Source organism: Azospirillum canadense (assembly GCF_025961225.1).
Classification (GTDB): Bacteria; Pseudomonadota; Alphaproteobacteria; order Azospirillales; family Azospirillaceae; genus Azospirillum; species Azospirillum canadense.
In genome coordinates, this window is record NZ_JAOQNG010000005.1 from 180,139 (window position 1) to 199,648 (window position 19,510).

A 19,510-nucleotide genomic window follows, 5' to 3' on the forward strand; every position below is an offset into this window, starting at 1 on the left:
CACCGCTTCATTGCCCGGGCAGCACCTTCCGCAGGAATGTGCGAGCGCGTGGCGGCGCCGAAAAATCCAAACCTATCCATTTACGGAGGGGCTAGTGGCCGCGGGTCATTCTCATGAAATCCGGGCGGTGGGCATCATCGGCGCCGGCCAAATGGGCGGCGGCATTGCGCACATCTGCGCGCAGTCCGGTTTCGACGTCATCATCTCTGACATCAGCGAGGAGGTCCTTGCCAAGGCAGTCGCCGGTATCGGCAAGAACATGGACCGTCAGGTCCAGAAGGGGAAGCTGGGCCAGGCCGACAAGGCCGCTGCCCTGGCCCGCATTTCCACCGGCTCCGACCTGTCGGTCTTCGCCGACGCCGACCTCGTCATCGAGGCGGCAACCGAGAACGAGGCGCTGAAGCGCGAGATCTTCAAGAAGCTGGTCCCCAATCTGAAGCCCGAGGCGCTGATCGCGACGAACACCTCGTCGATCTCGATCACCCGCCTCGCGGCCTCGACCGACCGGCCGTCGAAGTTCATGGGCATGCACTTCATGAACCCGGTGCCGGTGATGCAGCTGGTCGAGCTGATCCGCGGCATCGCGACCGAGGAGGCGACCTTTGCGGCGATTGCCGAGTTCACCGCCAAGATCGGCAAGACGGCGGCGGTGGCCGAGGACTTCCCGGCCTTCATCGTCAACCGCATCCTGCTGCCGATGATCAACGAGGCGGTCTACACCCTCTATGAGGGCGTGGGCGGCGTGCACGCCATCGACACCGCGCTGAAGCTGGGCGCCAACCACCCGATGGGCCCGCTGGAGCTGGCCGACTTCATCGGCCTGGACACCTGCCTGGCGGTCATGCAGGTCCTCTACGAGGGCCTGGCCGACAGCAAGTATCGCCCCTGCCCGCTGCTGGTGAAGTACGTCGAGGCCGGCTGGGTCGGCCGCAAGGTCGGCCGCGGCTTCTACGACTACTCCAAGAACCCGCCCGTCCCGACCCGGTGACGCGCATCGTCATCGCGCCCTGTCGATCTTTTCCATGAGCGGAGTAAACCTATGCTGACCTTCGACGACTGTGTGGCCCTCTCGCACGATGTGGGTGATCCGGAGGCGTTTGAAACACTGTGCACAATCGACGCCTTTCGTAAATTGGCCAATGATCCGAACGCCGCCGGACTGGACGGGCGGGCCACGTCCGATCCTCGGTGCGGGAGCCTATCCCCACTTAGCCTACTGCGCGGCGTGGTCTAGCTGCGTTCCTGCCGAACGTGCGGTACAGAACGGCTCCGGCCGACAGATGGCGGCCAACGCTCCCGCGCTTACAAATATCTCTTTGCATACTTCACTGAATACGTTATTGTCTCCACAAGCAACACAAGGGACCTGCCATCATGGCCGTCCACGCCGATCCAAGCGCCAGCGAACTTCCCGTTTCGCCACTTTTGGATGTGTCTCGCCTTGTCGTGGAGATCGATACGCTCCAGGGGCCGGTCCGTCCGGTCGACGGCGTCGACCTGCGCATCGAAGCGGGAGAAATCTTCGGCGTGGTCGGTGAGAGCGGCTGCGGGAAGAGCCTGACCGCGCTTTCGATCCTCGGCCTGTTGCCGCGCCCGCAGGGGCGGATCCGGTCCGGCAGCATCCGTTTCGAGGACCAGGACCTTGCGCGGTTGGACGAACGCGACCTGCGCCGGATCCGTGGGAACCGGATCGCGATGATCTTCCAGGAACCCATGACCTCGCTCAACCCGGTCCTGGGGATCGGTGACCAAGTCGCAGAGGCATTGGTGATCCACCGCGGCCTGTCGCGACGCGACGCCCTGGCGCAGGCAATCCACCTACTCGAACGCGTCGGCATCGCCGACGCGCGGCACCGTGCGCATGATTTTCCGCACCGCCTCTCGGGCGGCATGCGGCAACGCGTCATGATCGCCATGGCTATGGCGTGCCGGCCGAAACTCCTCATCGCCGACGAGCCGACGACCGCGCTCGACGTCACCATCCAGGCGCAGGTGCTCGACTTGATGGACGACCTAAAGGCAGAGGACGGCGTCGCGGTCCTGCTGATCACCCACAACTTCGGCATCGTGGCCGAGCGCGCCGCACGCGTCGCGGTGATGTACGGCGGCGTGGTGGTCGAGGAGGCCTCGACGGAGCAGCTCTTCGAGCAGCCACGTCACCCCTACACCCATGGGCTACTCGCCGCCGTGCCGCAGCTTGGCCGTCGGCGGGACGGCATGCGCCCGCATCCGCTGTCCGAGATACCCGGCATGGTCCCAAACCTCGCCAGACCAGCGCCGGGCTGCGCGTTTGCGGACCGCTGCGCACTGCGCGTCGAAGCTTGCTTGCGCGAGCGTCCTCCGCTTGCCGCCGTCGCCCCCGGGCACCGCGTCCGCTGCCATGTCACCGGAGTTTCCGCGCAATGACCACCGCCCTTCCACTCCCGCTGCTATCGGTGCGTGGCTTGAGCAAAAGCTTCGTGCACCGGAACTGGTGCGGACGCGTCATCCGGCACATCCCGGCCGTCGCCGACGTCGGATTCGATGTGGCGCGCGGGCGGACACTCGGGCTTGTCGGCGAGAGTGGCTGCGGGAAGTCCACAACGGGCCGGCTGGTGCTCCGCCTCATCGAGGCCGATGCAGGCGACGTGCGGTTCGACGGAGTCGACATCAGGGCAGCCGCCCCGGCGAGGATGCGCACGCTGCGCCGGGACATGCAGCTCATTTTCCAAGACCCCTATTCTTCCCTGAACCCGCGGCTGACGATCGGCGGCTTGATCGAGGAGGGGCTAATCGTCCACGGCGTGCGCAACCGTGGAGAACGGGAGGACCGGGTGGCCGCGGTGCTGCGCCGCGTCGGTATCCGCCCGGAGTACATGGGCCGGTACCCCAATGAGTTCTCCGGCGGCCAGCGGCAGCGGATCGGCATCGCGAGGGCGCTGGTCCTGCGCCCGCGGCTGATCGTCGCGGACGAGCCGGTTTCGGCATTGGACGTCTCCGTGCAGGCCCAGGTGCTCAACCTGCTCGCTGAGATTCAAGAGGAGTTCGGCCTTACCGCCGTCTTTATCGCCCACGACATGGCCGTCGTGGAGCACGTCAGCGAGGAGATCGCGGTCATGTACCGGGGTCGCATCGTCGAGCGGGGGCGCACGGAGGAAGTGATCGCCGACCCGCTCCATCCCTATACCCGCGCGCTGCTGGATTCAGTGCCGTCGCTCCGTCCCCGCGCTCCGCGCCGAGCCAGACCCGCGCGTGACGACACTGACGGAGAGCGGGGAGGGGGCGGGTGCCCGTTCCGCGCCCGATGCGACCTGCGCATGCCGATCTGCCGGATGGTGCCGCCGAATACGGAGGTTCGACCGGGCCGCGTCGTCGCCTGCCATCTTCACCAGGGGCAGGCTGGCTGATCTGCGGACCGGAAACCGCAGGAACGTCGAACCGAAACATCTTTCACCGCCACGACCGGGTGGGGGCTAACCCCAGGGAGGAGTTCATAATGCTTGGGACATGCCGCTGCGTCGCCGTTCTCGCTGCGCTGGCGCTGGGAATCACACCGGTTGCCGCCCAGACGCCGAAGGGGACGCTGGTCTTCGCCTCGGGCGGCGACGCCGACACACTCGACCCGCACTTCATCCTCGAGCGTCCGGACGTGCGGGTGTCTATGCACATCCACGAGAACCTGGTCAATTTCGACCAGAACGGCGAGTTGAAACCAGAGCTGGCGGAATCCTGGTCGGTCTCCGATGACCGGCTGACCTGGACGTTTAACCTCCGGAAGGGCGTCACCTTCCACGATGGGACGCCCTTCAATGCGGAGGCGGTCAAGCAGAGTTTCGAGCGCATCCTTGACCCCGCGACGGCCTCACCGCGCCGCTCTATCGCCAGCGTCATCAGCGCCGTTAAGGTGATCGACGAGTACACGGTCGCACTGATCACCGACAAGCCCTTCGCGCCGCTTCCGTCGCAGGTCTCCATGTTCAACCTAGCGATCGTCGGCCCGGCAGCGAAGACGCCTGGCGCGGACTACGCCCGCAAGCCGGTCGGGACTGGCCCCTTCAAATTCGCGGCCTGGCAGGTTGGCGAGAAGATCACGCTCGTCCGAAATGAGGCATACTGGGGGCCCAAGCCGGCCATCGAGCGCATCGAGTTCCGCGTGGTGCCGGAGGACTCCGCCCGCGTGTTGCAACTGATGTCGGGCGAGGCCGACGTGATCGCCAACGTCCCGCCGGCCATGCTGCCCCAGCTCAAATCCTCCAGCGCGGTCAAGGTCATCCAGGAGACCAGCTTTCGCACCGTCCTGCTGGGCGTGAACAACAAAATTAAGCCGTTTGACGACCTCCGCGTGCGCCAGGCGCTGGCACACGCCATCGACACCTCCAGTCTGGTGAAGGGTGTGCTGCGCGGTATTCCCAAGCACGGCGGCGGCATCGAAGCGCCCGATATCCCCGGTGCCCGCAAGGACCTGCCACCCTATGCGCACGACACAGCGAAGGCCCGCAGGCTACTTGCGGAGGCCGGTTATCCAAACGGCTTCAGCACGACGCTTATGACTCCGACCGGCCGCTTCATGAACGACCGCCAACTGGCGGAAGCGATCCAGGCGCAAGCGCGCGAGGTCGGCATTGACATCAAAATCGAAGCGCCGGAGTGGGCAACCTACAACACACTGCTCAACAAGAGGGAGGTTCCCCTCTTCCTGTCGACCAAGGGCAATCCCACTGGTGACCTCGACCTCACAATGCATCTCGTTGCCCATTCCGCGGGCCAGATGAACTTCTATAACTGGAAGAATCCGAAGGCCGACCAGCTGATCGAAACGCAGCGTGGTACCACCGACCGTGAACAGCGCTACGCCCTGCTCTCGGAGATTCAGCAGAGCTTCTACGACGAGGTTCCGGCCATCGTTCTCTTCTACGATGCTCAGCTCTACGCCGCGCGGTCAAACGTCACCGGGGTGCGGGTCCAGCCGAACGAGACGGTCACGTTCACCCACGTGCGGAAGAACTAGGGGGAACGCAGCCATGGGCACCCTTTTGGTGAGGCGCCTTGCCGCGCTCGTTCCCGTGATCCTCGGCGTATCGGTCGCCGTCTTCCTGATGCTGCACGCCGTACCAGGCGACCCGGCGCAGATCATCGCCGGCCAGGAGGCCTCCGTGGAGGATGTGGCGCAGGTCCGCCACTCGTTCGGTCTCGACCAGCCCCTCGCGGTGCAGTACGCGCGGTTCCTGTCGCGGGCAGTCGTGGGTGATTTTGGGACCTCTTTTCGGACCAAGCGCCCGGTGATCGACGAGATCGGCGATCGATACGGGTACACGCTGCTTCTCGGGGCGGCGGCCATCGCGTTCGCGGTTGCTGTCGGCATTCTGGTCGGCGTGGTCGCCGCCGTTTTCAAGCACAGTTGGGTGGACAACGTCTGCCTACTGGTATCGTTGGTGGGTGTCTCTGTGCCCAATTTCTTCCTCGGCCTGCTGCTCATGCTCGGCTTTTCCGTGTGGCTTCAGCTGTTCCCGCTGACTGGGGCCGACACGGCATGGCACGTCGTGCTCCCGGCGGTCACGCTGGGCTTGCCGAGCGCCGCGGTGATCGCCCGCATCATGCGGTCGAGCCTGATCGAGATTCTGGGTAACGACTATATCCGCACCGCTCGCGCCAAGGGCCTTCCGGAATGGCTTGTGGTAGGCCGGCACGCGCTACGCAACGCCCTGATGCCCGTGGTCACTGTCGTCGGCTTGCAGATGGGGTACCTGCTGGGCGGTGCTGTCATTGTCGAGACGGTCTTCGCCTGGCCAGGTCTCGGCCGCCTTACAGTCCAGGCCATCGCGGCTCGGGACTTCCCGGTCGTGCAGGCAGCGGTGCTCGTCCTGGCGGCAACGTTCGTCCTGGTCAACCTGCTGACCGATCTTGTCTACAGCATTCTCGATCCGCGAGTGACGCTGTCATGAACGATATTCCCTCCTTTACGGCCGCGGCTCACGTGGTTGCGGGTGCCAACGCGGCCGAAGGCACTGCGCGCCGCAACGGCTTGGCCATTTTCTGGCGGCAGTTTCGCCGTTCGCAACTGGCGCTTCCAGGCGGGCTGCTCGTGCTCGCCTTTGTGCTGGTCGCCTGCTTCGCGCCGCTCATCGCCACTCACGACCCGCTGAAGAACGACCTCGCGCGGACGCTGATGCCGCCCGGCGCGGAGAACTGGTTCGGCACCGACGAATTGGGGCGGGACGTGTTATCGCGGGTGGTCTACGGTGCGCGGTTGTCCCTCAGCGAGGGGCTAGTGGCCGTGTTGCTGGCGCTGGCGGCCGGGGTGCCGATCGGGGTCGTCGCGGGCTACGTCGGGGGCCGTACCGACATGATCATCATGCGCCTGATTGACGTGCTGATGGCCTTCCCAGGCGTCCTCCTCGCGATCGCCATCATCAGTGTGCTGGGCCCGAGCCTCTTCAATGTGATACTGGCCGTCGCGCTCTACACCATTCCGATTTTCGCGCGGCTGGCGCGCGGGGCGACCCTGTCGGTTAAGGAGGAGCCCTACATCGAGGCCTGCCGCGCGCTCGGCGTACCGCACCTGCGCACGCTGTGGCGGCACGTCCTGCCCAACATAGCGGCGCCGATCCTGGTCATCGCCGCGCTGCGCGTGGCGATCTCCATCCTGACCGCGTCGAGCCTCAGCTTTCTCGGGCTGGGCGCGCAGCCGCCGAGCCCGGAATGGGGCGCCATGCTGGCCAGTGGCCGGAACTACATCCTGATCGCGCCTCATCTGGTCATCTTTCCTGGCCTGGCGATCGTGCTGCTCGTTTTCGGCCTGAACCTGTTCCAGGACGGCCTGCGGATCGCGTTGGACCCCAAAACCACCGACCTCCGGTGAGCGGCGCGCACCGCCGCTGCCCCTTTTCTCGGGAGCCCCCCAACCATGACCGATGCCTGTGAACTGTCCGCCGTGGATGCGCGCCGCCTGATCGGCGAGAAGCGACTGTCTCCAGTGGAACTGCTGGACTCCTGCATCGCCCAGATCGAGCGCGTGAACCCCGCGGTCAATGCGGTGGTGACCACAGCCTTTGATCGTGCCCGGATGGAGGCGCGGGCCGCCGAGGCGGCCGTGATGCGTGGCGACCCGCTGCCGCCGTTGCACGGTCTGCCCGTCGCCATCAAGGACACGCACATCACGGCCGGCGTGCGGACCACCTACGGCTCACCCCACTACAAGGACAACGTGCCGGAGCGCGACGATCATGTGGTGGAGTCGATCCGCGCGGCTGGCGGCATCGTGCATGCGAAGACCAACGTGCCGGAACTGGGCATCGGCGGGAACACGGTCAACCGACTGTTCGGCGCCACGGGCAACCCGTTCGGCCTCGAGCGCACCTGTGGCGGCTCGTCTGGCGGCTCGGCCGCGGCACTGGCTGCGAACATGGCCCCGCTCGCTTCCGGGTCTGACACCGGCGGCAGCCTGCGGCTGCCCGCCTGCTTCTGCGGCGTGGTCGCACACCGCCCGAGCGCTGGGGTCGTCGCGCACGGCGGACGGGCGCTTGCCCAGTCCTATTACAACACGCAGGGCCCCATGGCGCGCACCGCCGGCGACGCGGCGCTGTTGCTGGCGGCGATGGCGCGGCGGTCGCGCCGTGACCCCATGGCGTACCCGCTCGACCCGGACCAGTTCCTCCAGCTGGACGAGATCGATCTAAGCGGCCTGCGGGTGGCCGTCTCACCGGACCTCGGCGGCGTCCCGGTGTCCGACGTGGTCCGGCGCACCTTTGCCGAACGGGTCGAGCGCTTCCAGGGTGCGTTCAAGGTGTGCGAATGGCGCAGCCCCGCGTTCGCCGACGCTATGGACGTGTTTTGGAAGCTGCGCTCCATTGTTTTCATCGCACAGTATTACAGGGAGATCGATGGCTATGACGCCGACTTCAACCCGAACATCCGCAGCAACTACCAATCCGCGCTGAAGATGGACCTGAAGGAGGTGGCGGTGGCGCACCGCCGCCAAATGGAGCTTTACCAGGACCTCCAGAACCTGTTCGAATCCTTCGACGTGCTGCTGTGCCCCGGCGTGTCGATTCCGCCGTTTCCGTGGCGTGACCTGTTTCCCAAAGCAATCGACGGCATGCCATCCAACACTTACGTCGATTGGGTGGGCATGACCTCGGCCCTGACCATCACTGGGCACCCCATCACCGCGTTGCCCTGCGGCCTGGACCCGACGGGCGCGCCATTCGGCATCCAGGTCATCGGCCCCAACTTCGCGGACCGCTTCACCTTGGGCGTTGCCCAGTCCCTTGAGCGTCTCTTCGAGGCGGACGATGCGCTCCGAAGGCCGGTTCCCGGGATCGCGCGCCGGCCGGCCGACTCTCGTTGAGGAGCGTGTCCGATGACCTGCTGTGGGTTTATTGTCGATCGCGGCGTCGCGATGGCCGCCGGTGACGGCACTATCTTGATGATGGACGTGTACCGGCCCGCCGTGGCAGGCGTGCCACTCCCCGGCGCCTTTCCGGTGCTGCTGGAGCGCACCCCCTACGGCCGGGCGTCGCCGCGCGTTGCCGGTTTGGCGGAACGGGCGGCGGAGCGCGGCTACGTCTTCGTCGCCCAGGACGTTCGGGGACGCGGGGAGTCCGGGGGGCACTTCCACATGCTCACCAACACTCCGGACGAGGGCGCGGACGGCGCGGACACCGTGGCGTGGTTGCACCTCCAGCCCTGGTGCGATGGGCGGATCGGCACAGTGGGGGGCTCGTTCAGCGCCGCGAACCAGCAGGCCCTGGCGCTCCACCGCCCGCGCGGCCTGCGCGCGCAGGTGCTGCGCGACGCCGGCACCAACTACTACCGCCGCATGCTACGCACACATGGGGCGTTCAACGTCGGCATGGTTTTGCCCTGGGTGCTGAATCAGGCGCTCGACAGTCCCGAGGCGGCCACCGATCCGCACGTTGCGGCCGCGCTCGCCGAGATGCGCGGCAACCTGAGCGAGTGGATCGGGCGGCTTCCGCTCCGCCGGGGCGAGACGCCGCTGGCGCTCGTGCCCGCCTACGAGGATATCTATTTCACCATGCTGGAGACGTCGGATGACGTACCGTACTGGCATAACCCCACCGCGCGCCTGGAGGGGCGTTGGGACGAGTACCCGACCGACGTCGCCATCCTGCTCATTTCCGGCTGGTTTGCCCACCACGCCGCTGCCAACGTGGACAAGCTGCGCGAACTTGGGCACCGCTTGACGCGGCCCGTGCGCCTTGTCATCGGACCGTGGATCCACGGACCGGACATGATAGAGGCCACCCACGCCGGCGAAGCGGATTTCGGGGTTGCTGCTGCGGATCAGGGACCGCTGCACGATCTGCGCCTCGACTGGTTCGACCGCTTCGTTCTCGACGTACCGGGACCAGCGGTGCCGCCGCTCACCTACTTCGTTATGGGGACCGGTGACGGTCACAAGACGCCCGAGGGCCGCGTATTTCATGGTGGCGAATGGCGCCACGCTGACGCTTGGCCACCAGCCGGTACCACACCCACCCCATTTTATCTTCATGATGGCGGGGTGCTCGCGAGCCATGCGCCAAAGAAGCACGCCGCGCAGGACACCTATGACTTCGATCCGGCCGATCCTTGCCCGGGCATCGGGGCCACTAACCTGCAGTCGACTGAGTTTCCGGAGTTCGTGCTTCCTGGGCCGCGCGACCAACGCTGCCGCTCAGGCTTCGCAGCGTGCCGCGGCAGCGACCGGCCGCTCGCGGAACGCCCGGATGTGCTCGTGTATCAGACGGAGCCGCTGGCGGAGGACACCGAGGTCACCGGTGATCTTGAAGCCCGCCTATGGGTGGCATCGAGCGCACCCGACACGGATTTCATGGTGCGGCTTATCGACGTTTATCCGGATGGCGGAAGCGAGTTGCTGATTGCGGAGGGGGTGGTGCGGATGCGCTATCGCGGCGATCGGCCAACCGGTGCGCTGATTGTTCCCGGCAGGACCTATGCCATTGCCGTCGAACTAGGACCGACTAGCAACGTCTTCAAGCGCGAGCACCGGATCCGCCTGGACATCACCAGCTCTAGCGTGCCGGAATACGACGTTAACCCGAACACGGGTGAGCCGCTGGGCCGACACACCCACATGCGTGTGGCCCGGCAGACCATCTGGCGGGATGCCTATCGCCCCTCACACTTACTAGTTCCCTTGGCTACTAGTTCCCTTGGCGACGCTACGTCGTTGAGCCGTGTTTCAGACGGGAGGCCATCCAGGTCAAACAGGCCCTCAAACTTTGTTCAGGGCGACTATTCCGGGAACGGGTTTGCCGAAACGCATTCAATGGTACGAAAAGCGATTAGAGTTCTACGTCAGCATCTGGAAGAACGTTCCGGGATAGGACGATTTGCTCGCCCGCTATGACAAGGCAGTGATGCAGGCCAGGACAGATGGCACGCTGCTGCGCATTGCCGCCAAGTACATCTGATCGAATGCATCGGAGTTCCGATCCGGTGAACGCGACGGTAAACAGCGGGTGATCGATCCGGGGGACACACGCCGTTTCGGGCGAGATTGTCGCCCCATGCCGCTCGAGCGAACGCACAGTCATCGAGCGAGCGCAGTGTCAACGGTGCAAAGCACAATTTGTGCCGGAAGGCAGTGCTGATCGATGGCGCGCCTTATGCACGCGGGGCTTAGATCAGGAGCCTGAAAATGGATTGATGCCGCGCGCTGGTGCAACGTGCGCAACGATGGCCCGGGATCGGGAGCGGTCGAACGGAGCCATGCATCGAAGGGCAAGCGGAAGCCGAATTGACGTTAATTGCATCGGGGTTCGCCCGTATTGAAAACGTAATACTAACGCAAATTCAATGCTTTCCGGAGCTGCACCAATACGTGTCCATCATTCTCGAATCATATGCCGTCGCAGAACTGGATTGGCGACGAGCTAATTTGAAGGAACTTGTAGCGTGCGTGCGTATGTCATCAACGTCCTGAGCGCGGGTGATCACCAATCACCCAGGAGGCAGCAATGACCAGTCTTGCTGGGTCGACCGTGCTGATTGCGGAACCTTACGCGTCAGTCGCTTCTGGCCTTCGCTTGATCATCGAGCAATGGGGCGGATGCTGCCGGACGGTCCTGTCGGCAGGTGAGCTGCACGTCGCTCTGCAGTGCGCGTTGCCCGACGTGCTGCTGGTCAACATCGACCTGGTGGGGGGAAGCGAGGGCGTCGAAGCGCTGTCGCGCGCCTATTCAACGGCGGTTGTCGTTATGGCGGCACGCTTTCTGGGCAAAGATGAACGTGAGGCGGTGGCGTGCTTGGAAATGCCGTTCACCATTGCTGATCTGCAGCTCGCCATCAGGTCGGCGTCGGCCCGGTTATTGGGAGGAGCGGGAAGGTCGGTGCGCGGCTTGCCGGGCCGCGCGGCGGCTTGGGCCTTATGAGAATCAGCCTTTATCATCGGTCCAGTGTTTGGCTGTCGTCCAAATGCCATATGGGGACGGCCCTCTGCTTGCAAGCTGAAGAGGTTGAAGATCGTGGTCGGATCGCTTGCGCTCATATGTCCGGCCTGTTCGTGCGCCCGCACATGAGCGCTGCACAAGATGGTTTCCGCGACATGGGTCCCAAACACCGATGCGACCACTGGGGGCCACTGGCATCTACGGGTTTGCTCACGTCTCGGATCGATCGATTACGCCATCTCCTCGTCACCCGGCAAGGTCCAACTCCGCCCGGCGTCGTCCACGGCTAAGCCGGGATCGTGTTGGGGGGATCCGATGCGGTCGTGGTCAGCGACACCAAGCCTGGCATCCGATGGTGGAACGAGCCGCCTGAAGACCGGCCCGTGTCAAGTCCGCAGCCGCCGCAGGCGATGGCCCGAGAGGGCCAGGCTTGAGGAGGAGCGGCCGAAGGCGAATCCTCGCTCGCGGATGCCTGATGGGCTGAAGACGGCTCCGTTCAGGCATGTGCATGGTGCGCCTCATAGGTGGTCTGGCGCACCAGCACCGCCCAGGCGATCCGGGCCAGCTTGTTGGCGAGCGCCACGACCACGGTGTTGACTTGGGCGCTGCTCTGGTGCACGGAGGCGGGAGGGCGGAGTGCTGCTCTGTGTGCGTGATCGTCAGGCGATGCGAACGGATTCCGGGCGTCCGAGGTCAAGCATTCGGTTGCGAAGGTTGACGGCAATCTGGGTTTCGATCCGCTGTGTCGGTCGGGTGCGGGAGTTCAAGGTGTCGCCGATGACTCGTTTCTATCCGCTCATCGCCCCCTCGGCCCCGGCCCTCGCGTTATCTCCCGAACTTTTAGCCACCTCATCCGGCCCTGCTCGGCGATAAGCTGGATATGGCGGGCGCGTTGCGTCGGGCGGAGGGGCGGAGTACGGCCGTGGACCGCGGCGGGACGACCACCACGGCTGAGGCATGGCGTTCGGTCACGGTCTCGTCGACGCGGTCCTGGTCGTCGGCACCGTCGGCAATGACCGCAGCGATCGGCTCGTCGACTTGGTCAAGCAAGGAGCCGAGTTCGGCGGCATCGTCACCCTCCTTGGCGCTCAGGGCCGATGCCACGATCGTGTCGGTCTCGGCATCGACGCCCAGGTGCAGCGTCCGCCAAGCCCGACGCCGCTGCGTCCCATGCTTTTCGACCAGCCATTCGCCCGCCCCGCTCAGCTTCACACCGGCGCTGTCGACCAGCAAGCATACCGGGCCGTTCACCGTCCGCGCCGCCGGCGCTTTCACCAGCGTTCCGGCCCGCCGGCTCAGCGTGGAGTGATTCGGCACCGGCAGGTCCCGTTCCCTCAGCCCGCGCAGCGAGCGGACCAGCCCTTCGGTCTGCCGCAGCGGTTGGCGAAACACCGCCCTCAGGATGAGAGCGGCTTGATCGCGAGGTCCGAGGAGCGCGCCTGGCCCCCCGGCGTGGACCGCGGCGGTGCCCGCCACGCCGCAATGGCCTCTTGCGAAAACCGGATGGTCCAGGGGCCGCGCTGACGCAGCCCGGCTTCCTAGGCCGACCAGTTCGTCACCCTGTGGCGGGTTCTCGGAATCCGGTGGCGACGGTCGGCATTGTGCTTGTGCGGCATACTCGGGCGGATCGGTCAGGAAAGGGGGCACGCCTCCTACCCGACCACGTCCATGCTGACAACCACCCCATCCCTGCACCAAAGCAGCGGATTGGCCTAGTCATCTTGGCGCATCGAACGAGGAAAGGGCGAACCGGTGGAGCGTACGATTGTCAATAGGGAAGCGGTCGGCGCTACGGCCCACATCACCCAGCGCCGCAAACTGCTCATGGCCCAGATCCTGATCGAGCATCCGACCCTGATCGTGGTTCGCCAGGGCCGGAAGCTGCTCCGCGGTATCGGCCAGGAATGGCATGTCGAGCCGGGGATGGCGGTGGCCCTGGCCGAGGATCAGAGGTTCGACGTGGTGAACACGCCGGATGCCGAGACCGGCGTCTATGAAGCCGACTGGCTGGCCTGCGCGCCAGAGATCGTCACGCGCTTTGCCACAGGGGGCGTTACCGGCAAGCCCATTTGCGACGTCCATGTTCTGCCCAGCGCGACCAGGGCATTCAGCGATGCCTTTATGCGTGCCCGCCAAGGCATCTTTGACGAGGACGAGGTGCCCAGGGCGGCCGCCATCGCGAGGATCGTGGAGATGCTGGCATGGCTGGACCGGAGCGGCGGGTATTTCCGATGCGAAGGCAATGCATCGGTCTCGCGCCGGGTCCGGCTCACGTTGTCGGAGAATCTTGGCACGAAATGGACGGCGCCCGGCGTTGCGGAACAACTCGGCATCAGTGAAGCCTCCCTTCGCCGGCGCCTTGCCGAGGAAGGAACATCCTTCAGCAGGCTGCTGATCGATACGCGGATGTCGCGTGCGCTGACTCTTCTTCAGGTCACCGACTGGCCGATCATCCAGATCGCCTTCGAAACGGGCTATGAGAGTCCGTCTCGCTTTTCGGTCCGTTTTCGGGAGCGCTTTGGCTACTGCCCCTCGGCGGTTCGGACGCCGGACGGCGTGAATGCGGGATCCGCTGATCTGCTCTGAACCTGAGCGCGATCCACGGTTCAACCGGAAAATCAAAAGCTGAGCATTGCGGATGCCATGGGCCGCTATCGCGGTCGACGGCGATGCCATGGCACCGAAGGGTTTCACACAGGGAAATTCAGCCGAGGCGGCGTGGTGGCGGACCGTGGGCGGTGATCGGATCAGCACATTCATTGAGCGGCCGCGCACAGCAAGAGCTCAACCACAATGTTAGGCTCATATCGGTGATCATCTATGGAGCGTACCGATAATGCTAAACAAAATAGCGTTTACCTCCGCACTGGCTACCGTTGCTGTGATGTCTGGTGCAGCTTCGGCGCAAAACTTCAGTCTTTCCATCCCTGATCTGAAGGCTGGAAAATTCACCAATGAGCAGTTTCTCAGTGAAACTTATGGCTTTGGTTGCTCGGGTGACAATGCATCTCCACGTCTGACCTGGAGCGGTGCTCCCGCAGGAACCCGGAGCTTCGTGCTGACCGTGTATGACAAGGACGCACCGACCGGCTTCGGCTGGGTACACTGGGTCGTGGCGAACATACCGGGCAACGCCATCGAGATCGCCCGCGGGATCACTTCCGACGGTGTCGGACTGCCCGCCGGTTCTCTTCAGACACGCACCGATTTCGGCGTTCCGGGGTATGGCGGACCCTGCCCACCGCAGGGTTCCACTCACAACTACGTTATCACCTTGACGGCCCTGAAGGTCGATAAACTGCCAGACGCCGTGACTCAGAATGCGCCCCCTGCTCTCGTCGGCTTCTTCACCAAGGCCAATTCGCTCGGAGAAGCAACGCTCGTCGTGAACCAAGGGCGCTAAGCCAGCGTGAATGGGATGGACGCTCCCCGTTTCTGGCGTGGTGACGCCATCTGAGGGGGAAGTCCCTCTCATCATGGAGACGGTGCGATGTGTGCGACGGTCACCGACATTGGCGCATAAATCGTCGGAAGCTGGCGGTGTTATGGTTTTGGCGGGTATAGAGGCGTCCCGCTGAAGCCGAGAGCCCGATGCCCGACAAGGCCAACGAGAGCCGCCGCCATAAGATCCCGCGCGCCCGCGACCGGGTCGAGAACTGGTCGGCCTATGATGCGGCGCTGCGTCGGCGTGGCGATCTGACCGTCTGGGTGACGCCGGAAGCGATCGCCGCCTGGACGCCGCCCGCCACGGGACGGCGTGGCCGGCCAGCGCGCTACGCCGACATCGCGATCGAAGCCGGGTTAGCGCTGTGGACAATCTGGCAAAATCCCTTTTTGAGCTATCGGTGAAATTCCAGCGTCACGCGTCGAAACGGATGCGTGATGGATACCGGGGAGCGCCGTTGATGGCGCAGCAGCCAAGCTGCGACGGTGCAAGGGCCGGAGGAGGCGCCAATGGAACGGCGCAACTCGGGTCGTCCGGACAGGGAGGTTCGCGTGAGCTTTGAAACCTCCCGGGTCGGCGAACAATGTTTGAGCGATCGCTACGAGCACCTGCTTCCCTGGCGGTGTCCCTATCCCGAGCGGGCCCAACAGCCGCCAGCCATGCCGGTTGGTCCCGCCTCTGCTCTGCCGGAGAGAGAGCCATGCAGCCTCTTCGTGTTGCCCTCGACGCCCGTGTCTCGTCCGGCCAGCAAGTGACGGATGCCACGATCGCCAGCCAGATCGCGGCCCTTGACGCGCGTCTCGCACAGGATGGTGTTCGCGTCCTATCGGAGCATCGGTTCATTGATGACCGCGACAGTGGCAACACCGTGCTGCGCCCCGCGCTGGAGCGCCTCCGCGATGCGGTGGCCACCGGCTTGGTGGACCGTCTTTATGTTCATTCGCCCGATCGCCTGGCCCGGCGCTATGCCTACCAGGTTGTTCTGATGGATGAAGTTCGGCGGGCTGGAACGGAGGTGGTCTTTCTCAATCGCGCGATCGGCGTGTCGGCGGACGACGATCTGCTGCGGCAGGGTCCGGGCATCGTGGCCGAGTATGAGCGGGCCAAGATCCTGGAGGGCACTGTCAACTTGGCTTCCGTAGCGAGTCATTCGCACAATGCTCATGCGCGAACACGTCCTGTGGGCGCATCAATCACGGCCGTAAGAGACACCACTTCGTCTCATTATTGCGTTGGCAAGCCATAACCGAGACCAAGTTGACAGTGCCTCCGCGGCCGCACCCTGTTCCACTGGTGGCCGGCGTTCGCCTGAAAACTTCGGCAAATCCCATCAGCAGAAGCATTCTCATGCCGTCGGTATGAGAGCCTGTTGAGAAGAAGGCCGAGAAGATTCAGTGCAAATGCGATGGCGACCGCGCGAGTCGCTTCACGAGAATGTGGCTCATCGCCATGTAAATGAATGTTTCTTCCGACTCTGGAAGGCGTTCGTAATCTTTTGACAAGCGGCGATGTCGGCCAAGCCATGCGAATGTCCTTTCCGCGACCCAGCGGCGCGGTAGAACATGAAACCCCTTGGGAATTTCTGGAGGTTCCTGGCCAGGGGCGAGCCAAAAGCCCTGAACACCGGTCCACCAGTGCTTGACGACTTCGATGGTCCAGCCGAGCCGATCTTTGGCCCAGGTCTTCAGCCCTTGATAATGCGTGTCCGCCCAGACGAGCTGGATCGCGGGAAACCACAGGTGCAAGCCTGCCAGCAGGAGCATGCCCCCGGCCTTGTCATGAAGATCGGCCGGATGCACCCGCACCTTCAGGAGATCGCCTTCCGTATCGACTAAGGTCTGCCGCTTTCGCCCGCTCACCTTCTTGCCGCCATCATAGCCGCGCGGCCCACCGGATTCGGTTGTTTTCACCGATTGACTGTCGATCGCCGCGGCGGTTGGTTGAGCTTTGCGGCCACGCCGGGTTCGATACGGCTCGCGCAGCGCCGCATTGACCTGTTCCCACTTCCCGCTTTTGCGCCAACGGCGGAAGTGATCGTACACGTCGGTCCAGGGTGGCAGATCGTGGGGCATCATGCGCCAAGCGATGCCGCCACGCAGGACATACAAGCATCCGTCAAGGATGCGCCTCAGGTCGTGTTTGCGTTGTGCTCCGCGATGCTCACTCTTCGTGAAAAGTTTCGAAATGACCGCCCACTCGTCATCGGTCAAATCGGACGGATACCGGTTCGGGGACATGCGATCACCTCTCAAGGCGACGACATTGCATGCTGAATCAATGGCTCCATTGGGGCGTGCGTTGCAAATCAGCATTGATGCCGTATTTCATCGGTCTTCATCTCAACAGCCTCTGAGAAGGCTCACGACGCATGCCCCAACAGTTTGCGCGCCAGAAGTTTTGTTTCGCTCCGTGCTATTTGTAACAGCGAAGACACAGTTGTCAGAACCACCTCGCAATCCGGGCGCATGGGGTCGAGCGATTGCATGATCCGCCCCATCGATTGCCAAAAACTGATCAGCCTCGGGATGTCCGGATGCGCATGCCTGGCGCCGAGACACTGCAGGTCGGCTATCGCATTGGCGACCACTCTCTGAAACTCCGTCTGGGCTGCGGCATACTCGGCGCGGTGAGCGGCCTCGACCGCCATGCGACGCCCCTTGATGCGTGGGTGCATGTCCATCACTGTCCCTGACCAAACACAAGCAACGCAACCCGCACAGTCGCTGACGCTTGCGCGTCCCACGTTGTGCCCTTGGCAGGCGGCGCGCGAAAACGCCTCCCTGGCCGGTTGGGCGGAACGCCGCCTTGGCCGGGCACGAAGGGAGGCGCCTCTCAGGCGCGTTTGACATCCTCAAGGAAGGTCTCGACGTCCACGCGCAGGCGCGCCGACTGGTCGGCCAGGTGAGCCGCGACGTCGTGCACCGCGCCCGCCGCCTGACCGGTCTGCCCGGCGGCGCGGGTCACGCCGGCGATGGTGCTGCTCACCGCCAGAGTGCCGTGGGCGGCCTCCTGCACGCTGCGGCTGATCTCCTGCGTCGCCGCGAACTGCTCCTCCACCGCCGTGGCGATGGCCGCGGAGATCTGGCTGATCTCGCCGATCACCCGGCTGATCTCCGCGATCGCCCCCACCGCCTCGCGCGTGGCGCCCTGGATCGCGCCGATCTGCTCGGTGATGTCCTCCGTCGCCTTGGCCGTCTGGGTGGCCAGGTGCTTGACCTCGCTCGCCACCACCGCGAAGCCCTTGCCGGCTGCACCGGCGCGCGCCGCCTCGATCGTGGCGTTCAGCGCCAGCAGGTTGGTCTGGCCGGCGATGGTGGTGATCAGGTCGACCACCCGACCGATGCGCTGCGCGCCCTCGGCCAGGCCGGACACCACGGTGCTCGCCCGGCCGGCGCCGGCCACCGCGCGCTCGGCCACCTGGGAGGACTGGGTCACCTGGCGGCCGATCTCGCCGATCGAGGCGGCGAGCTCGTCGGCCGCCGCCGCGACGGTCTGCACGTTGGCGCTCGCCTGCTCGGAGGCATACGCGACGGTGCCGCTCAGCTGGGTGCCGGTGTCCGCCGTCCGGGTCAGCGTGCCGGCGGCCTGCTGCATCTGGGTGGCCGAGCCGGCCAGGCTCTGCACCACGCCGGTGATCGCGCCCTCGAAGCCGCGCATGAGCTCGTCCAGGCGCTCGACACGGCGGGCCTTGGCCGCCTCCTCCGCGCGCCGGGCGGCGGCGAGGCGCTCGGCCTCAAGGGCGTTGCGCTGGAAGACCGCGACCGCCTCGGCCATGGCGCCGATCTCGTCGCCGCGGCCGACGCCGGGGATCGCCCCCGTCCTGTCGCCGCTGGCCAGCCGGGTCATGCAGCCGGTCAGCGCGATGATGCCGCCGCTGATCGTGCGGCGGAGCAGCAGCCCCATCAGACCGGCCACCGCGAGGGTCAGCAGGCCGCCGACGAGGATCGTGGAGTAGGCGGTGTTGAAGGCCGCCTCCTCGTCGGCGCGGCGCGCGCCGAGCAGCCCGCGCTCCACGGCGTCGATCTCAGCGACCAGCTTGCGGATGGCGTCCATGTGCGTCTTGCTGACGCCGGAGGCGACCAGGCGGGCGGCCGCCTCGCGGCCGCCCGGTTGCCGCATCAGGGCGATCTCCGCCTCGGCGATTTCGGTGCGCCAGCGCTCGGCGGCGGCCTTGAGCCGGTCGAGGCGGGCCTGCTGCCCGGGGTTGTCGCCGGTCAGCCGCTTGAGGGTGGCGAAGGCGGTCTCGAACGCGGCGAGACCGCCCGTGTAGGGCTCGAGAAAGGCGGCGTCGGCGGTGAGCAGGAAGCCGCGCAGGCCGGTCTCCTGATCGACCATGGCGGCCATCAGGCGGCTGGCGTCCTCCAGCACCTCATAGCTGTGCGTGGTCCAGCCGTTGCTGGTCTGGAGGAAGCTCAGGGTGCGGAAACTGATAACGCTGACGCCCGCCGCGACCAGGATGATGGCGGCAAACGCGATCGTCGACTTCTGCGCAATGCGCAGCCTCATGAACCAAGTCATGTCCCTGGACACCTAAAATCTGTCGCGTGAGCTGGGCCAGCATGGACCCAACACTTCCGCCGGGTATGCGCGGCCGGTGTGCTGCGTGAAGGCCCGCTGTCGGTTGTAAGGGCCGGTTGGGTCGCGGCGGCACCCGCCCCCGCTTGCGATGCGA

At 65.2% G+C, this 19,510-nt stretch carries 17 protein-coding genes and 1 pseudogene; 13 read left to right on the forward strand and 5 right to left on the reverse strand.

Annotation, left to right across the window (positions count from 1 at the left end):
- Positions 1–94: 94 nt before the first annotated feature.
- The 9 genes from M2351_RS25490 (at position 95) to M2351_RS25530 (ending at position 11,375) form a co-directional block, all read left to right on the forward strand.
- Positions 95–988, forward strand: coding sequence for a 3-hydroxybutyryl-CoA dehydrogenase (locus M2351_RS25490; RefSeq protein WP_264658862.1), 894 nt, complete (start codon positions 95–97; stop codon positions 986–988).
- A gap of 386 nt (positions 989–1,374) precedes the next feature.
- Entirely contained in the window at positions 1,375–2,406 is a 1,032-nt protein-coding gene (locus M2351_RS25495) for an ABC transporter ATP-binding protein (protein ID WP_264658863.1), read from the forward strand.
- A complete protein-coding gene (locus M2351_RS25500) occupies positions 2,403–3,386 on the forward strand; it encodes an ABC transporter ATP-binding protein (RefSeq protein WP_264658864.1) in 984 nt (327 codons plus the stop codon). Before M2351_RS25495 ends, M2351_RS25500 begins: the two co-directional genes overlap by 4 nt.
- 89 nt (positions 3,387–3,475) lie before the next feature.
- The gene (locus M2351_RS25505) at positions 3,476–4,987 is read left to right on the forward strand and encodes an ABC transporter substrate-binding protein (protein ID WP_264658865.1); all 1,512 of its coding nucleotides are present in this window, start codon (positions 3,476–3,478) and stop codon (positions 4,985–4,987) included.
- 13 nt (positions 4,988–5,000) lie between these two features.
- Positions 5,001–5,921, forward strand: a complete 921-nt coding sequence (locus M2351_RS25510) for an ABC transporter permease (RefSeq protein WP_264658866.1) — start codon at positions 5,001–5,003, stop codon at positions 5,919–5,921.
- Positions 5,918–6,838: an ABC transporter permease gene (locus M2351_RS25515; protein WP_264658867.1), complete on the forward strand. Its 921-nt coding sequence runs from the start codon at positions 5,918–5,920 to the stop codon at positions 6,836–6,838. The genes M2351_RS25510 and M2351_RS25515 overlap by 4 nt, the downstream gene beginning before the upstream one ends.
- Positions 6,839–6,883: 45 nt before the next feature.
- Entirely contained in the window at positions 6,884–8,326 is a 1,443-nt protein-coding gene (locus tag M2351_RS25520) for an amidase (protein WP_264658868.1), read from the forward strand.
- A 12-nt stretch (positions 8,327–8,338) separates the two neighbouring features.
- Positions 8,339–10,351: a CocE/NonD family hydrolase gene (locus M2351_RS25525; protein WP_264658869.1), complete on the forward strand. Its 2,013-nt coding sequence runs from the start codon at positions 8,339–8,341 to the stop codon at positions 10,349–10,351.
- A 610-nt stretch (positions 10,352–10,961) separates the two neighbouring features.
- Positions 10,962–11,375 (forward strand): response regulator, encoded by a 414-nt coding sequence (locus M2351_RS25530; RefSeq protein ID WP_264658870.1) that lies wholly within the window; start codon positions 10,962–10,964, stop codon positions 11,373–11,375.
- A 514-nt stretch (positions 11,376–11,889) separates the two neighbouring features.
- On the opposite strand, the gene M2351_RS25535 is transcribed toward M2351_RS25530, so the two are convergent.
- Both M2351_RS25535 and M2351_RS25540 read right to left on the reverse strand, forming a co-directional pair.
- Positions 11,890–12,012 carry a hypothetical protein gene (locus M2351_RS25535; RefSeq protein WP_264658871.1) on the reverse strand — a complete coding sequence of 41 codons (123 nt, stop codon included), beginning with the start codon at positions 12,010–12,012 and terminating at the stop codon, positions 11,890–11,892.
- Between the two features lie 230 nt (positions 12,013–12,242).
- The gene (locus M2351_RS25540; RefSeq protein ID WP_264658872.1) at positions 12,243–12,785 is read right to left on the reverse strand and encodes a transposase; all 543 of its coding nucleotides are present in this window, start codon (positions 12,783–12,785) and stop codon (positions 12,243–12,245) included.
- Positions 12,786–13,145: 360 nt separating this feature from the next.
- On the opposite strand from M2351_RS25540, the gene M2351_RS25545 reads away from it, so the two are divergent.
- The 4 genes and pseudogenes from M2351_RS25545 to M2351_RS25560 all read left to right on the forward strand — a co-directional run bounded on the left by M2351_RS25545 (position 13,146) and on the right by M2351_RS25560 (position 16,084).
- The gene (locus tag M2351_RS25545) at positions 13,146–13,979 is read left to right on the forward strand and encodes a helix-turn-helix transcriptional regulator (RefSeq protein ID WP_264658873.1); all 834 of its coding nucleotides are present in this window, start codon (positions 13,146–13,148) and stop codon (positions 13,977–13,979) included.
- Between the two features lie 250 nt (positions 13,980–14,229).
- Positions 14,230–14,796 (forward strand): YbhB/YbcL family Raf kinase inhibitor-like protein, encoded by a 567-nt coding sequence (locus M2351_RS25550; RefSeq protein ID WP_264658874.1) that lies wholly within the window; start codon positions 14,230–14,232, stop codon positions 14,794–14,796.
- Positions 14,797–14,984: 188 nt separating this feature from the next.
- Positions 14,985–15,227: pseudogene (locus M2351_RS25555) on the forward strand (transposase); the annotation flags it as partial.
- A gap of 311 nt (positions 15,228–15,538) precedes the next feature.
- On the forward strand, positions 15,539–16,084 hold the full coding sequence (locus tag M2351_RS25560; protein WP_264658876.1) for a recombinase family protein: 546 nt from the start codon (positions 15,539–15,541) through the stop codon (positions 16,082–16,084).
- A 145-nt stretch (positions 16,085–16,229) separates the two neighbouring features.
- Here M2351_RS25560 and M2351_RS25565 read toward each other — a convergent pair whose 3' ends face one another.
- From M2351_RS25565 to M2351_RS25575, 3 genes are all read right to left on the reverse strand, one after another.
- On the reverse strand, positions 16,230–17,075 hold the full coding sequence (locus tag M2351_RS25565; protein WP_264658877.1) for an IS5 family transposase: 846 nt from the start codon (positions 17,073–17,075) through the stop codon (positions 16,230–16,232).
- A gap of 122 nt (positions 17,076–17,197) precedes the next feature.
- Positions 17,198–17,512, reverse strand: a complete 315-nt coding sequence (locus M2351_RS25570; RefSeq protein ID WP_264658878.1) for a hypothetical protein — start codon at positions 17,510–17,512, stop codon at positions 17,198–17,200.
- Between the two features lie 158 nt (positions 17,513–17,670).
- Complete coding sequence (locus M2351_RS25575) at positions 17,671–19,344, reverse strand: methyl-accepting chemotaxis protein (RefSeq protein ID WP_264658879.1); 1,674 nt, start codon at positions 19,342–19,344, stop codon at positions 17,671–17,673.
- Positions 19,345–19,510 lie beyond the last annotated feature (166 nt).